The 15163-nt window shown below is 67.2% G+C and carries 10 protein-coding genes; all 10 read right to left on the reverse strand.

All coding sequences use genetic code 11. From position 1 onward, the window contains the following. Window positions 1-213: 213 nt before the first annotated feature. On the reverse strand, window positions 214-606 hold the full coding sequence (locus AC1PLU_RS22605) for a DUF2628 domain-containing protein (protein WP_481107299.1): 393 nt from the start codon (window positions 604-606) through the stop codon (window positions 214-216). Between the two features lie 137 nt (window positions 607-743). Next, window positions 744-2492 carry a sensor domain-containing diguanylate cyclase gene (locus AC1PLU_RS22610; RefSeq protein WP_176340373.1) on the reverse strand — a complete coding sequence of 583 codons (1749 nt, stop codon included), beginning with the start codon at window positions 2490-2492 and terminating at the stop codon, window positions 744-746. A 139-nt stretch (window positions 2493-2631) separates the two neighbouring features. Next, window positions 2632-3822: a sugar diacid recognition domain-containing protein gene (locus AC1PLU_RS22615; RefSeq protein WP_481107300.1), complete on the reverse strand. Its 1191-nt coding sequence runs from the start codon at window positions 3820-3822 to the stop codon at window positions 2632-2634. Between the two features lie 347 nt (window positions 3823-4169). Beyond that, the gene (locus tag AC1PLU_RS22620; protein WP_481107301.1) at window positions 4170-5339 is read right to left on the reverse strand and encodes a glycerate kinase; all 1170 of its coding nucleotides are present in this window, start codon (window positions 5337-5339) and stop codon (window positions 4170-4172) included. Window positions 5340-5364: 25 nt separating this feature from the next. After that, entirely contained in the window at window positions 5365-6675 is a 1311-nt protein-coding gene (locus AC1PLU_RS22625) for an MFS transporter (protein ID WP_481107302.1), read from the reverse strand. A 488-nt stretch (window positions 6676-7163) separates the two neighbouring features. Then, window positions 7164-8417, reverse strand: coding sequence for a dipeptidase (locus AC1PLU_RS22630; protein WP_481107303.1), 1254 nt, complete (start codon window positions 8415-8417; stop codon window positions 7164-7166). A 133-nt stretch (window positions 8418-8550) separates the two neighbouring features. Continuing rightward, complete coding sequence (locus AC1PLU_RS22635; RefSeq protein ID WP_023905845.1) at window positions 8551-9027, reverse strand: hypothetical protein; 477 nt, start codon at window positions 9025-9027, stop codon at window positions 8551-8553. A gap of 82 nt (window positions 9028-9109) precedes the next feature. Further along, the gene (locus AC1PLU_RS22640) at window positions 9110-11245 is read right to left on the reverse strand and encodes an acylase (protein WP_481107304.1); all 2136 of its coding nucleotides are present in this window, start codon (window positions 11243-11245) and stop codon (window positions 9110-9112) included. 11 nt (window positions 11246-11256) lie between these two features. Next, the gene (locus tag AC1PLU_RS22645) at window positions 11257-14004 is read right to left on the reverse strand and encodes a TonB-dependent receptor domain-containing protein (RefSeq protein ID WP_481107305.1); all 2748 of its coding nucleotides are present in this window, start codon (window positions 14002-14004) and stop codon (window positions 11257-11259) included. A 157-nt stretch (window positions 14005-14161) separates the two neighbouring features. Further along, the gene (locus tag AC1PLU_RS22650; RefSeq protein ID WP_481107306.1) at window positions 14162-15163 is read right to left on the reverse strand and encodes a FecR family protein; all 1002 of its coding nucleotides are present in this window, start codon (window positions 15161-15163) and stop codon (window positions 14162-14164) included.

Genomic DNA, 15163 nt, shown 5'->3' on the forward strand with positions numbered 1-15163 from the left:
GGTTCCTGCAGGGGTTCGGTTCCTGAGGAAGCTTGGTGCCTGGGGGCTTGGTCGCTGGGAGGGCTATGTCTCTGGGAATGGCTCGGTTTCTGGGTGAGCGCACGGCGTAGCCGCGTGCGCTCCAGCTTGCCCACAAAAAAGCCCGGTCAGTGACCGGGCCGGGCGACGCTGGCGTGGCGGCGGGAGGGGCCGACGCGCCGGTGACGCAGTTGCTCAGATCCAGCGCATGCCTTCGAACGGGTTCCAGCTGGTGCTGCCCTTGACCTTGTCCAGGTAATAGGCGTAGTTGGCGATCATGCCGGTCAACAACGACAGCGGCAGCCACAGCACATTCTGAAACGCGGCCGGCAGGAACGAGGCCACGATGCTCAGCACGAGGCTGATGCCGATTAGGCTCAACGCCTTGCGCCACAGGCCGATGATGAAGAAATAGATGACGCCGAAGAAGAAGGCATAGAAGTTCATGCCGATCTTGAGCTTTTCGCCAAACGGCAGGGTCTTCAGCGCCTCCTTGTAGGCCGGCTCCTTGGGGCCGCCGTGACGGTCGAAGAAATCGAAACGGAACTGCCACTTGGGACTGAGCTGGGTGCGATCGAAGGTGTCCATTCCAAACCATGTAGTTGAAAACGGTTACATGATAGGCGATCGCGTATTCATCGGCACGCGTTTCAGCCCTCCAGGCCTTGATCTGGTGGCGGATCAGTCAGCTTGGCCGCGCGGGCCAGCGCGGCCGCTGATCGACGCTAGCGCTGGTCGCTCAGGCCGCTGCCGCGGCGTGACCGGCGCAACGCATACAGCGAGCGGTCGGCGCGGTCGACCACCGCCGCCAGCGCTTCGCCGTCATGCCGCAAGGCGGTGCCCAGGGTGAACTGGATCGGTGCGTCGGCGCTGGCCCCGACGTAGTCGCGCGCCAGGGCGTCCAGTTGCGGCTGGGTGGGCTGGTGCAGCAGCACCAGGAATTCATCGCCGCCCAGCCGGACCAGACGGTCCTGGGTGCGTAGCGGCTGGTTGAGGAACCACGCCATCTGCACCAGCACCTCGTCGCCGCGCTGGTGGCCATGGGTGTCGTTGACCAGTTTGAACTTGTCCAGATCCACCACGATGCAGCCCCAGCGCACGCTAGGGTCGCGCTTGTCCAGTTCGTCCAGGAAGCGGCGGTTGTAGCAGTTGGTAAGCGGGTCGGTGAACGACCATTCCAGCAGCTGTTTTTCCTGCTGGTACTGGTTGGTGATGTCCTGGGCATGCGCCAGCACGATGGTGGCCTCGGAGTCGATATCCAGCACGTTGCGGTACTGCCAGTGGCGCAGGCTGCCATCGCTGGCCACCAGCTCGATCACCCCGGCATCCTGGCCGTCGAGCACCATGCGCGACAGATAGCCCTGCAAGGCAGCATGCCGCTCGGGGCGCACGAACTCCTGCAACGCGCGGCCTTCCATGCCCTCCACCTGGCGACCGAGCGAGCGCGCCGCGGCCGGGTTGATGCTGATCAGGCGGCCGTCCATGTCATGGGTGCAGATCAGGCCCAGGCTGTACTGGAACATGTTGCGAAACTTGCGTTCGCTGGCGGCCAGCGCATCCACTGCGCGATGGCGGTCGGTCACGTCCTGCACTGCGCCGATCAGGCGGGTGCGTCCGTCCACATGCTCCACCGAGCCGGTGCTGTGCACCCACAGGCGCCGGCCGGTGGCGCTGATCAGCGGCAGCTCCAGATCCCAGGGCGTGCCGTCGCGCACGCAGGCGTCGACCGCCTCGGTGATCACCGCGCGTGCCTCCAGCGGGTAGAAGCCGATGCCCTCGTTCAAGGTCGGTTTGTAGCCCGGAGGCAGATCGTGCAGGCGGCAGGTCTGATCCGACCAGGTCAGCGTGCCGCTGGCCACATCCACTTCCCAGCCACCCACCCCGGCGACCCGGCCGGTACGTTCCAGAAACGCCTCGCTCTCGCGCACACGCTGTTGCAGTTGTTCGTTGGCGGCCTGGCGTTCCAGCATCACGCGGCGCTGCTCCAGGCCTTCGGCGGCGACCCTGGCCAACTGCTGCAAGGCCTGCAGCTGCGCCGGCTCCAGCGCGCGCGGGCGCTGGTCGATCACGCACACGGTGCCCATGCGCAAGCCGTCGGGCAGCACGATCGGCGCGCCGGCGTAGTAGCGGATGGCGGGCGATTCGGTGACCAGGGCGTTGTCGCAGAAGCGCGGATCGGCCGGCGCATCGCGCACTTCCATCACCGCATCGCCCTGGATGGTGTAGGCGCAGAACGCCAGTTCGCGAGGGGTTTCGGAGACGCCGGGCAGGCCGATATTGGCCTTCCACCATTGCCGGCGCTCGTCCACCAGCGACACCAGCGCGATCGGGGTGCCGGCGATCGCCTGCGCGGCCGCGGCCAGCGCATCGAAGAAAGGTTCGGCGTCGGTGTCGACCACCTGCAACAACGCCAGACGCGCAAGGCGCTCGGCCTCGCTGGCGGTGGATGACACGGCGGTGTCGCACTGATTCAACGGAGAGCTCGCTCGTGCCCCGGGCAATGCGTTCAGTCTAGCTGAGTGGGCATACCTGGCAGGGACTGGCGATGCGGGGTTCCGTGCGCTATCGCACAGGTACGCGCGTGTGCGCCGACGCTGCGGCCGTTGCGCCACCTCAGCCGGTGGCACTGGCGTCCGTCTTCGCCTCGGTGGCGGCGCTGTCGTCGCGCATCTGCAAGGCCAGATACAGGCGCATGCAATCGTCGGTAGTGCTCAGGTCCACCGCACACAGTTGCTGGATGCGCTGCATGCGGTAATCCAGGGTGTTGCGATGGATGCCCAGCACCTTGGCGGTGGGCGCCATGCGCATGCCGGCGCCGAACCAGGCCGACAGGGTCTTCAACAACTGGCTGCGACGTTCCTGTGCCAGCAGGGCCTGCAGCGGCTTGCGCAGTTCATCGGCCTGCCAGGCCTGACGCAGGTCGTCCACCAGCACTGGCAGGCGATAGTCGTCGTAGAAAAACGCATCTGCCTGCGGCGCGCGCGCCTTGCCGATGCGCATGGTGGTGCGCGCGACCTGGTGCGACAACGCCAGCCCGTTGGGCTGTGGAAAATACTGGCCCAGGGCGAGACGGATCCGCAGCGGGCTGCTGGCGCGCATGCGCTCGAGCAAGGTGTGCGCGCGGCGGCGTTGTTCGCCCACGTCCCAGTGGCCGCGGCGGTCCAGCGCCGGCTTGAGCACCACCAGTTCGTTGAGCGCGGTGGCGGCGATCAGGTTGCCGCGTTCGGGCGTGGACAGCAGCGTGTGCAGGCGCTGCAGCTCCACCAGCATGGCGTCCAGATCCAGGGTGTCGCTTTCCACTTCGATCACGGCGGCCACGCGCGGCAGGTCGAGCGCGATGCCGAGCCGCTCGGCCCAGCCAGCCAGTGCCGGGGTCGGGCCGTCGGCGCGGATCAGGCCAAGCGTGACTTCTTCGCGCAGGCGCGCGTCGCGGGCCAGCAGGCGCAACAGGCCGGCCTGTTCCAGCATGGCTTCGGCGGCCATGCGCACGAGTTCGGCCTGTTGCCCGATCCGCTGCGGGTCGCCGGTGAGCCCGACGCAGCCGACGATGCGGCCATCCACGATCAGCGGCAGATTCACGCCCGGCCGCACTGCATCCAGTTGCTGCGCCAGCGCCGCATCGATCTCCACCCGGCCCTGTCGGGACAGCACCAGCAGCGCGCCCTCGTGTAACTGGCCGATGCGCGCCGGCTCGCCGCTGGCGATGATGACGCCGGTGTGGTCCATCACATTGACGTTGCCGTCGATGATGGTCATCGCGCGGTCGACGATGGACTGCGCCAGGGTGCGGTCGAGCGTAAGCATGGGCTGGGGTCTGTTGACGCGGTCGAGGGAGGTCACGGTGCCATGGTCGGCGCGTACATGTTCGACACGGGTGTGACTGTGCAGGGTGCGGCGGCGGCGGGTGCTTCTACCGCCGTTGCTGACAGCCTGTGCCGCACGGGGTTCGATTCAGATGCGTCAGGCGAAGATGCGGCGCGCTGCGCACCCGTCGTGAGTGAGCAGCCAACTTCCCGGAATCGGTGGCAGTCACGCCGGCAACGCGCCGCGTCGCGCCGTCACCCTGCAGGCGCCAGGCATGTCGCGCGCGCCGATGGGCTGCAGTGGGGCAGGCACGAGGAGGGCCGGCGTGAGGCATCCGTGCGCTGCCGTCAGCGGCCTTCTTCGACTGCAGGCACCTGCGCCAACGCCCTGCCCACCTGCAGCGCCGCCGCCACATTGCGCGCGGCAATGCGTACGTTGCTGGCAGCTTCGGCCAGCGCCTGTTCCACCGTGCAGGCGCGATGCACCACCGCGAACATGGCATCGATGCCGTGGCCATGCAGCAGCGCGGCGCCGTTGCCCAGGCAGCCGGCAATGGCGATCACCGGCTTGCCATACCGCTGCGCCACCCGCGCCACGCCCACCGGGGTCTTGCCGTGCAGGCTCTGGCTGTCCAGGCGGCCTTCGCCGGTGATGACCAGATCGGCCTGGGCGACCAGCGCATCCAGCCCGAGCGCCTGCGCGACGATCTCCACGCCGGGCCGCAGCTGCGCGCCCAGATACGCCACCAACGCCGCGCCCAGGCCGCCGGCCGCACCGCCGCCGGGCAGATCGTGCAGCTGCACGCCCAGGTCGCGCTGCAGGAGGTTGGCGTAGTGCTGCAGGTTGCTATCGAGCTGACGCACCATGCTGGGAGTGGCACCCTTCTGCGGGCCGAACACCGCCGAGGCGCCGGTGGGGCCGATCAGCGGGTTGTCCACATCGCAGGCCACCTCGAACTGGCAGTCCTGCAGGCGCACGTCCAGGCCTTCGGTCTCGATGCGCGCCAGGGCGGCCAGCGCGCCGCCGCCCGGGCCGATCGGCGCGCCTTGCGCATCCAGCAGCCGCACGCCCAGCGCCTGCGCCAGGCCGGCGCCGCCGTCGTTGGTGGCGCTGCCGCCGATGCCGATGATGAAGCGCCGCGCGCCGGCATCCAGCGCGGCCAGGATCAATTCGCCCACCCCCGCGGTGCTGGTACGCAGCGGCGCGCGTTCGGCCGGTGGCAGCAGCGCCAGGCCGCTGGCGGCGGCCATCTCGATCACGGCGGTGCGGCCGTCGCCGGTCAGGCCGAAGAATGCCGGCACCGGGGTGCCGAGCGGGCCGCTGACCGTGCAGGCGATCACCCGCCCGCCGGTGGCGGCCACCAGCGCGTCGACCGTGCCTTCGCCGCCATCGGCGACCGGCACCTTGCGGTACTGCCAGTCGGGGAACACCTCGCGGAAGCCGGCCTCGATCTGGGTGGCCACCTCCAGCGCGGACAGGCTTTCCTTGTAGGAATCGGGGGCGATGACGATCTTCATGAGGGCACTCGCTTGAATGGACGCATCACTGGTTCACCGCGCGTGCCGGCACCCGCAGCACCAGCGCGGCGCCCAGCAGCATGGCGCCGGCCAGCACGTACAGCGCCAGCTCGGTGCTGTGGGTGGTGTCCTTGATCCAGCCCACCAGATACGGGCTGACGAAGCCGGCAACCTGGCCGGTGGAGTTGATCAGCGCCAGCCCGCCGGCCGCGGCGGCGGCGGTAAGAAAGCCGTTGGTCAGCGGCCAGAACAGCGGCAGCCCGCTGACCGCGCCCATCGTGGCCAGGGTCATGCCGAACAGGGCCAGGCCCAGGTTGTCGGTGACGCTGGCGGCGATGCACAGCCCTGCTGCGCCCATCAGCAACGGGATCACCAGATGCCAGCGGCGCTCGCCGCGGCGGTCGGCCGAGCGGCCCATCAGCACCATGAACACCGCTGCGGCCAGATACGGGATGGCGCTCATCAGGCCGATCCGGGTCGGGTCGGTGACGCCGCTGCCCTGGATGATCGAGGGCAGCCAGAAGTTGATCGCATACACCCCGCTCTGGATGCAGAAGTACACCGTGCCCAACATCCACACCGCCGGGTTGCGCAGCACCGCGCCCAGCGAGGTGGAGGCGCCGGCCGGTTTGCGTGCTTCGTCGTCCTGCAGCGCGCGGGTCAGTGCCTGTTTCTCCTGCGCATCCAGCCAGGTCGCCTGCTGCACGCCATCGCTGAGCAGGAACCACACCCCGATGCCCAGCAGCACGGTCGGCAGGCCCTGCAGCAGGAACATCCACTGCCAGCCAGCCAAACCGCCCTGCCCGGCCGAAAAGTGGCTGAGGATCCAGCCCGACAACGGCCCGCCCAGCACGCCGGAGATCGGAATGGCCGACATGAAGACGGTCATGACCCGGCCATGCTGGGCGCGCGGAAACCAGCGCGTCAGATACAACACGATGCCCGGGAAGAAGCCGGCCTCGGCCGCGCCGGTGAGCAGGCGCAGGGTGTAGAAGCCGGCCGGGGTGCGCACGAACATCAGGCAGGTGGAGAGCAGGCCCCAGCTGACCATCATGATCGCCACCCAGCGGCGCGCGCCGATGCGCTGCAGGATCAGATTGCTCGGCACCCCGCAGGCCAGGTAGCCGATGAAGAAGATGCCCGCACCCAACCCGTACACGGTCTCGCTCATGCCTAGGTCGCCGAGCATCTGCAACTTGGCGAAGCCGACGTTGACCCGGTCCAGGTAATTGAACAGGTAGCAGACGAACAGGAACGGGATCAGCCGCCACAGGATCTTGCGGTAGGTCGGGCCCATACCGTCGGGGGGCGGCAGGGGCCGGGTGGCTTGGGTCATCGCACGCTCCAGCAGTCGGTGGGCCAACCAGTGCGCGGCGCAGCGGTGCCGGCACCACACAGGGGGTCGGCGCATTCTAGTTGGAGCTTTTTCCCGGAAGCATCGTCAGGATGCTGCCTGTCTATGGGCAGCTGGGCGCTGATTTTTGTGCAAATGCCCAAATCCGCATCAAGCATCTCGGCATGTGCCGGGCTCGGAGTGCCACGGCGACCATGCTGCTGGTGCAGGGCTGGCCGCCCCGATTCGGGCGCGGCCAGCCGCTTATGCGACTACCTGCATGACAGCTAGCGCTGACGGTCCTCGCGCGCCCCGATCAGCCAATCCGGCGGGAAAGCCGCAGCAGCAACGCGTCTTTACCCCAGCGCTGCACCACGGCCAAGCCGGCACCCCACCGCCAGGCCCGACGCAGCACCCAGCAGCCCCCGCACGATGGATCGCTTCGGCTTTGCGAATCCCGACTCCCCAATCCCAAATCCCAAATCCCGGCCCTAGTTCCCCACTCCCGCTGCCCGATTCCCCGCCGCATACGCCTGCGCCTGGCCCATCACCCGCAACAGGTTGCCGCCCCAGATGCCGGCGATCTGCTGTTCGGTGTAGCCCTTGCGCAGCAGCCAGGCGGTGATGCGCGGGAGCTTGGAGACGTCTTCCAGGCCGACCACGCCACCGCCGCCGTCCCAGTCCATGCCGATGCCGACGTGCTCCGGCCCGACCAGCTTGAGCACATGCTCCAGATGGGCGAAGAAATCCTCTTCGGTGGCACGCTTGATCGGGTAGCGCGCGTCCAGCTCCTTGAGTGCGGCGCTCAGGGCGGTGCCGTCGGCGATCTTGACGTGTTCCCAACCGCCGTACTGATCGGTCAGCGCCTTTTCGGCGGCCTTGCGCTCGGGGCTGGCGCCGCTGTCGACCAGATAGCCGCCGTAGGAGTTCACCTGGATCACGCCGCCGTGCTGGGCCAGCACCTTCAGCCGTGCGTCGTCGATATTGCGCGGATGGTTGAAGACCGCACGCGCGCCGCTGTGCGAGAGCACGATCGGCACCGGCGATAGCGCGATCAACTGATCGAACACCGCATCGGAGGCGTGCGATTGATCGATCACGATGCCCAGCGCCTGCGCCTGCTGCACCAGTTGCTTGCCGGCCGGGCTCAAGCCCTTCCACTCCGGGCCCTTGGAATCGGTGGCCGAGTCGGCGAACTCGTTGTTGAGAAAATGCACGGTGCTCATCAGGCGCAGGCCCTGCGCGTAATAGAAGCTCAGCAGCGTAGGGTCGGCCACCAGCGGGCTGGCGTTTTCCATGCTGATGTACACCACCCGCTTGCCATCGGCCTTGATGCGCGCGGCATCGACAGGCGTGGTGGCGAAGGCAAAGCGCTGCGGTTGCGCGGCCAGCAGCGTGTGGATCTTCAACAGCCGCTGCAGGCCGGCATCGCGATCGCGCAAATGCGCCGCCGCGCTACGATCGCCTTGCCCGGTGTAGACCGCCCAGAAGCCGCCATCGAGCGCGCCTGCGAGCATGCGCGGGTAGTCCACCTGCGACAAGCGATTGCCGGCATGCGCCTGCAACACGTCGAAGTCGGGGCGCTCCAGATTGGCCGGCGTGTCCAGATGCGAATCCAGCGTGACCAGCCGCTGTTGCAACGCAGTGGCGCGCGCCAGCTCGGCCTTGGAAAACTCCAACGCGTGGCTGGGTGCGGCCACGGCCAGACTCAGGAAGATGGCGGTGCACAGGCGGTGCAGGGTCATGGCGGCTCGCAGAAGGTGGGGGGAATCGATCATAGCCGCGCAGGGATCGGCCGATCTCTGCGCAGAACGCGTGGCGCGGGGCGCCGCGATGCGCAGTCGCAGACATCAGCGCCTGCGACCACGCACCAACGCGTCACTTGCGCTCGAAGAACTCGTGATAGGCCTTGGATTTGCCTTCCGGCGACTTGCCCACGCCATTGCGGATCAGCGTCTTGCCGTCGGCAGAAAACGTCCAGAACTCGCCCACGATCACGTCGTCGTCCTTCATCTTGAGGATCTGGTAAGTGTCGGCACCGGTCTTGCTCACCGCGATCTGGTTGAAGCGCGCCTGCTCGTTGAGTGGGCTGGGTTTGCCATCGAGCGTGGTGACGTAATCGACCTTGTACGGGGTGGCCGGACGGGTGGTGTTGATGGAGTGGTACTCGATGCGGTTGTCGGAGAACTGCACGTTGATGGTCAGGCGCATGCCCTTGGGAAACTTGCCGTCGCTCCAGTTGGATTTGGATTCCACCAACGTCCAGGCGCCATCGTGCGGATCGGCCGCGAATGCGGTGGAGGTGGCGGTCAGCGTTGCGATGGCGAACAAGGCGGTGGTCAGAAAGGTGCGCATGGGCAGTGTCCTTGGATGCTGGGATGTCAGGCAGTGATGCCGGGTGGCGGCTTCAGGTGTTGCCATCGTCGGAAGGCGATGATCAGAAATCGGTGCGCGATTCCAGGTGCTGTTCGACCTGCTCGCGGGTGGTCCACAAGGTGCGGAACTCGCCCTTGGATAGCAGTTGTAGCTGGTCGCTGATGTGCGCCGAGCCGGGCTGGCTGGCGTTGCCGTAACTCATCAAGCCCTTGGCCTTGATGGGCGTGGAGAACTCCACCAGCGACACCCAGGTTTCGCCGTGCTGCGGCAGGCGTTGGCCCTGTTTATTGGGTGGGTTCCAGGTGATCACATCGAACGCGCCCAGATTGCCGAAACCGCCGCGGCCAGGCACATCGACCTCGCCCAGATGGAAGCGCGACACCTCGCCGTAGGGCCGATCAATCGCGCCATAGGTCTTCTTGGTGCTGGCGACGGCCTGCTTGAGTTGACGCAGCGCCAGCGCCGGGTCCTTCAAACCGCTGGGTGTGGTCAATGGCGCGGCCAGCGACCACGGCGTGGCGTAGCCGGCTTGCGAGAGGTAACGCGCATCGCCGGTGAACAAGCGCGCCCATTCCTCGAACAACAACGCGCCGCGGCTATCGGTTTCGAAGTGGCGGTCCCAGGCCTTGAGCACGTTGATCGCAGCGAGGATGTCCGGGTCGGTACTGTCTGCGGCCGCGGCATACAGCTGCGGCAATGTGCGATCGGCCGCCAGCGCCTGCGCGGTGCGCTTGAGCGCGACGAACTGGTCGAAGTCGATGTTGTCGTGCTCGGCCAGCATCTTTACCGAGTTCTGCGCACGCAACGACATCGGCCCGACCGGTGCGACATACGCGGGAAATGCGCTCGGTTCCAGCACGCGCGGCCAGCTCGCCAGCCACGGCGGGTCGTTGGTGTTCTGCACGAAACCGCCGGCCGGGTTGATCACCTTGGGCAACTCGTCGTAGCCGTGCACCTCGTTCCATAGCGTGGACGCGGTATCGCCCGGCACCAGCCCGCTCCAATACTTCAAATCGCCCTGCGCATGCTTGGGCAGGATGCCGTTGTCCAGGAACAGTACGTTGCCGGCCTTGTCGGCATAGACGATGTTGAACATCGGCACCTGCAGCTGTTTCAGCGCGCGCTGAAACTGCGCAAAGTCCTGCGCCTTGCCCATGTCCCAGTACTGCTTGAGCATGTCGGAGCGATCCAGCCCTGCCACGCGCAGCGCCACGGTGGCTCCGTCGTAACGCTCGAACACCGGGCCGTGCACGCTCTGGCGAACTTGCAGCGCCTCTTCCTTCAGCGCGCCATCGGCCTGACGGATCTTCAAGGTCCTGGTCTCACGCTTGAACGGCAGCACCTTGCCGTCCAACACATAGCCCTCGCCCGACAAGCTGAGTTTGTAGGTGGTCTGGCCCAGCAGCGTGTTCACCGTATTGGTGAAACCCAGTTGCTTGTTGAAACCGAAACGCAGGATCGGCAGGCCCACCTGGGTGGCGCCGTACAGATCCACGCCGGGCCCGTTGAGATGCGCTTCGTAATAGGTAAAAAAGCCGCTGCCCCACGGCAGATGCGGGTTGGCCAGCAGCATGGCGTGGCCGTCGCGGGTCTTCTTGGGCATCACCGCCCAGGCGTTGGAGCCGTCGCGCGCCTGGCCGTCCTTGGGCGGCTCGCCCAGCACTTTCGCAGGCGAGGCGATGTAGACGTAATTCATCAACCGGTGTGCATGCGCCACCACGTCCACGCCGGTGATCGGCAGCACCACTTTGACCTCGGCATCCAGCGCTTCCGGGTGTGCGGCGGCGTAGTCGTTGATGCCTTGCGCGAATGCATCCAGATCGGCGCGAAAGCCCGGATCCTGCTGCCGGTACCACTGCTGCGCGCGCGCGTAGACATCGTTGGTGGCCAGCCAGCGATCCTGTTCGGCGTATTTGTCGCCCCAGTATTCGGCGGCGCGGCCGCGCGCTTCGCCGTAGAGATGCAGCAGCAAATTGCCGTGGCTGTGCGTTTGCGCCCAACCGAAGCCGTAGAAGGTGCCGGCCTCGGTCTTGGCGTAGACATGCGGCACGCCGTAGCGATCCCACAGGATCTCGCCGGTATCTTTACCGCTGCTGGCGAGCACCGCCGGCGGCGCGCATGCCAGCGCGATCAACAGCAACCCTGCGTAGGTGAAAGCGCTGCGCGAACGCGCCCGCATCAAAGACAATTGCGGCACTGGATCACTCCTCAAAAGGTGTACGTCAACTTGGTGTAGTAGGACCCGCCGGTGAAGCCATACGGCACGCTGGTGACGTAGAAACCGCTGCCGGTGCTGGCGACCGCGCCGATGTTTTTCGGGTATTGGTTGAACAAGTTGTTGGCGCCGAGCGTCCAGGTGATGCGATCGGACAGTGCATAGGACGCCTCCAGATCGGTGATCCATTTGGCCGGCACGTGCTCGTCGTTGGCCGGGTTGTTTTCCAGCACGTCGAAACTGCCGAAGCGGTTCACGCGCACGTTGAGCGCGAAGTCGCCGATCACCCAATTTCCGCCCAGCAGCAACTTGCTGCGCGGGGTGCGCGACAGATAGCCGCGCGAGGCGCGGTCGAACAGCTCGTAGCCGGCGCCCAGCGAGTCCAGCGCGGCCGGGTTGTCGGCGATGCGGGTGATCTCGGTTTTGTTGTAGTTGTAGCCCAGGTTCCAGTTGACCCGGCCCCAGTCGCCGGCCTCCATGCGCCAGGTCGCCACCACGTCCACGCCTTCGGTGCGGGTGTCGATGGCGTTGGTGAAGTACTGCGCGCTGTCGACCCCGGACACGCCGGCGCGGGTGAGCAGGTCGGTGATCGCCGCACCGGTGATGTAGCCGGTCATGCCGATGCGGTCGTCCAGATCGATGCGGTAGGCGTCCACGGTGAGGCTGAGCGCGCGGCTGGGGTTGTAGGTGAAGCCGATGCTGGCGTTGGTGGATTCTTCCGGCTTCAGCGGTTCGGCGCCGAGTGCGAGCGCGGCGGGGGAATCCACCGGCAGCGTCTTGGCCAGGAACAGTTCGCGATCGCCGTTATCCAGCGTGCGCCAGCTGCTGTTGGTGGCCGCGTACAAGGCCTGCGCCAAGGCCGGCGCGCGGAAGCCGGTGCTGGCCGCGCCTCGCAATGCGAAGGTAGGGGTGATGGCCCAGCGCGCGGTGAACTTGCCCACTGCGGTGTCGCCGGCCGAATCGTCGAAGCGTTCGTAGCGGCCGGCCAGACCCAGCGACACGCTGTCGGCCACGTCCCAGGTCAGGTCGACATAGGCTGCGCCGCTGTTGCGATGCAGGCTGCCGGCTTCGTCGGGCTGGAAGGTGATCGCGCCCTGCGCGCCAGGGGGCGGCGCCTGCCCGGCACGCGGATGGCCGGCCGGAAACACGTAGCTGCCGGCCGCATACGCCGCCTGCTCGCCGGCCTGGATCTCGTATTTTTCGTAGCGGTGCTGCACGCCCAGCGACACCTGCAACGGGCGCTCGGCCAGCTGCAGGCCGCGGGTGATGTCCAGGCTGGTGGTCCAGTCGGTGGAGGTCAGCTGGCCTAGATAGAACTCGGTGGGGCTGGTTGGCCCCAGGCTGGCATTGAGCGTGTGCAGCCCGTCGCGTTCGGAGGCGTTGCTGCCGTAGCTGGTGGCCAGGTCCCAATCCCACTCGCCCCACAGGCCCTTGATGCCGGCGGTGAACTCGTAATCGGTCTCGTCGATGCGCAGGCGCGGGCTGTACCCGTCCGGGTAAATTTCCTGCAGGGTGTTGTTGGCATTGGGATTGCGGAACGACCATTCCAGATCGCTCAGGCGGCGGCTGTAGGTGGCGTAGGAATAGCCGCGCAGGTCGCCGCCCAGACCGAGTTCGGCGTTGTAGGACAGGTTGGCGCCCTTCTGCCAGGGCTGGCCGAAGTTGCGTGTGATCAGCCGGTCGGCAGTGGCCTCACGCGGGTCCGGCTGGTCGTTGACCGGGTAGTACAGCCGGTAGTTGTCGGCCACCGGCACTGCGCGGTTGGAGGTCTGTTGATAGCGGGCGTCGGCGGCCAGATAGACGAAGCCGTCGCTGCCCAGCGCCAGGCCCTTGCCGATGCTGGCGCTGCTGCTGTCGCCATCGGCGCGGTCGATGTTCTGGCCCCACAGGATGTCGGCCTTGCCGCCGTCGGCATCGGATTTGAGAAGGATGTTGATGACACCGGCGATCGCATCCGAGCCGTATTGCGCGGCGGCGCCGTCGCGCAGCACTTCGATATGGTCCACCGCCGAGACCGGGATCAGGCTCATGTCCACCGGCACCGAACCGCGGCCGACGATACCGGCGATATTGATGCTGGCAGTGCGGTGGCGGCGCTTGCCGTTGACCAGCACCAGGGTGTGATCCGGATTGAGCCCGCGCAGCCCGCCGGTGGCGATCACATACGAGGTGCCGTTGCCGGATTTGGCCGGCGCATTGAACGAAGGCACCAGATCGTTGAGCGCCGAGAGCAGACCCGGGCGCCCGGTCTTTTCCAGTTCCGCCGCGCCGATCACATCGATCGGGGTAGGACTTTCGGTGACGGTGCGCTGCACGCCGCGCGCGCCGGTGACCACCACCGCGTCAAGATTGCCGACTGCGGCGTCTGCGGGCGGCGCGGCGGCGGGTGCGTCCACTTGTGCATAGCCCACGCCGGGATGGCCGTGCAAGGCGGCGGTCATCGGCTGCGCCGAGGCCAGCGTGATGCGCTCGCCGTCGTCTTCGACCACGCTCAATCCGGTGCCGGTCAGTAATTGCCGTAGTGCCGCGCGCGATTCCAGCGTGCCCTGCACTGCCGGCGTGCGCACCTGCTGCAGATACTCGCCCGGCGCCACGATCTGCACGCCGGCCTGCCGTGCGAACTCCGGCAATGCCACCACGGCATTGCTCTCCGGCAGCGAGAACGTGCGCCCCTGCGGTGAGGCGGCCAACGCATGGCCCGCTGCCATCATCGCCACGGCCGTGCCGATGGCCTTGCTCAAACGCCTTGTTGCTGCCTGCATCACTGTTCTCCGCGGGCGCGCGTGCGCCGCTGTTTGATCGCTGTCACCGTTGCTGTCTGGCTCCCCTTTGTGTTCGATGCGTCGCCGCCGCTTTTCCGCCATGGACATCGCATCAGGTGACGCACGGCCATGCACATCACTGCGCGATTGCCCCGCGCAGATGGATGCCGCCACGGGTGTGTTCGATCTGCAGGCCCATGCTCAGTGCGACAGAGCGTGCGAAGCCTTCCGGATCGTTGGCCGAGTACAGGCCGACCACGGTGCGTCGCGCCACAGCGGGGTCGTCGATCAGGATGCGCATGTCGTTGTAGCGGGCGAATTCGGCAGCGGCCTGCGCCAGCGTGTCGCCATCGAAGGCGATCATGCCGTCGCGCCAGACCAACAGCTGCTGCACGCGTTGCGCATCCAGCGGCTGCAGCTGCACTGCCCGCGTCGGGCTGACCATCGCCAACATGTTGGCTGCCACCCGTTGCGGTGCGCGCTGGTCGGCATCCACTTCGACGGTGCCTTCGCGCACGAGGACCTTGACTGCATCGTCCTGCCGGCGGCGCACGCTGAAGCTGGTGCCGACCGCACGCACTTCCGAGCCGGCCGCCATCACCACGAACGGGCGATGGCGATCCTTGGCCACATCGAACAAGGCCTCGCCACGCAGCAGCTGGATCTGACGCCGGTCGGCGCGGTACTCCACCACCACTTCCGAGCCGGAGTTGAGCGTCACTGCCGAGCCGTCTGCCAGTGGCAGCCGCAGCACCTCGCCGATGCGGGTGAGGTGATGGCCGCTGCCGGGCGTGCCGCTGCCCGCCACGGCCTCACTGGGCATGCGATTCATGCGCATGGGTTGCTGCAGCACCAGCATGCCGCTGGCTGCGGCGACCACGCTGGCCGCAAGCGCGGCCAACCAGGCACCGCGTCGGCGCGCACGCACGCGCCTGGCCTGGCTCTGTACTGCAAAGCCCTGCCCCAACGCACGCGCGCGATCGAAATGCAGATGCACCGCATGCGCACGCGCATACGCCCCGCGATGGCGCACGTCTGCGGCCAGCCAACGGTCGCGCTGCGCGCACTCGGCCGGCGTGAGCCGGTCGCCGTCCTCGCGTCCCACCCAGGCGGCGGCAATGTCGTCGATGGTGCGCAT

It is taken from the genome of Xanthomonas sp. NCPPB 2933, from assembly GCF_056725225.1.

Excerpts from the sequence above, each read along its gene's own strand:
- AC1PLU_RS22605 (WP_481107299.1), bottom strand. The coding sequence starts at position 606 with ATGGACACCTTCGATCGCACCCAGCTCAGTCCCAAGTGGCAGTTCCGT.
- AC1PLU_RS22615 (WP_481107300.1), bottom strand. The coding sequence starts at position 3,822 with ATGCTTACGCTCGACCGCACCCTGGCGCAGTCCATCGTCGACCGCGCG.
- AC1PLU_RS22620 (WP_481107301.1), bottom strand. The coding sequence starts at position 5,339 with ATGAAGATCGTCATCGCCCCCGATTCCTACAAGGAAAGCCTGTCCGCG.
- AC1PLU_RS22625 (WP_481107302.1), bottom strand. The coding sequence starts at position 6,675 with ATGACCCAAGCCACCCGGCCCCTGCCGCCCCCCGACGGTATGGGCCCG.
- AC1PLU_RS22630 (WP_481107303.1), bottom strand. The coding sequence starts at position 8,417 with ATGACCCTGCACCGCCTGTGCACCGCCATCTTCCTGAGTCTGGCCGTG.
- AC1PLU_RS22635 (WP_023905845.1), bottom strand. The coding sequence starts at position 9,027 with ATGCGCACCTTTCTGACCACCGCCTTGTTCGCCATCGCAACGCTGACC.
- AC1PLU_RS22650 (WP_481107306.1), bottom strand. The coding sequence starts at position 15,163 with ATGCGCACCATCGACGACATTGCCGCCGCCTGGGTGGGACGCGAGGAC.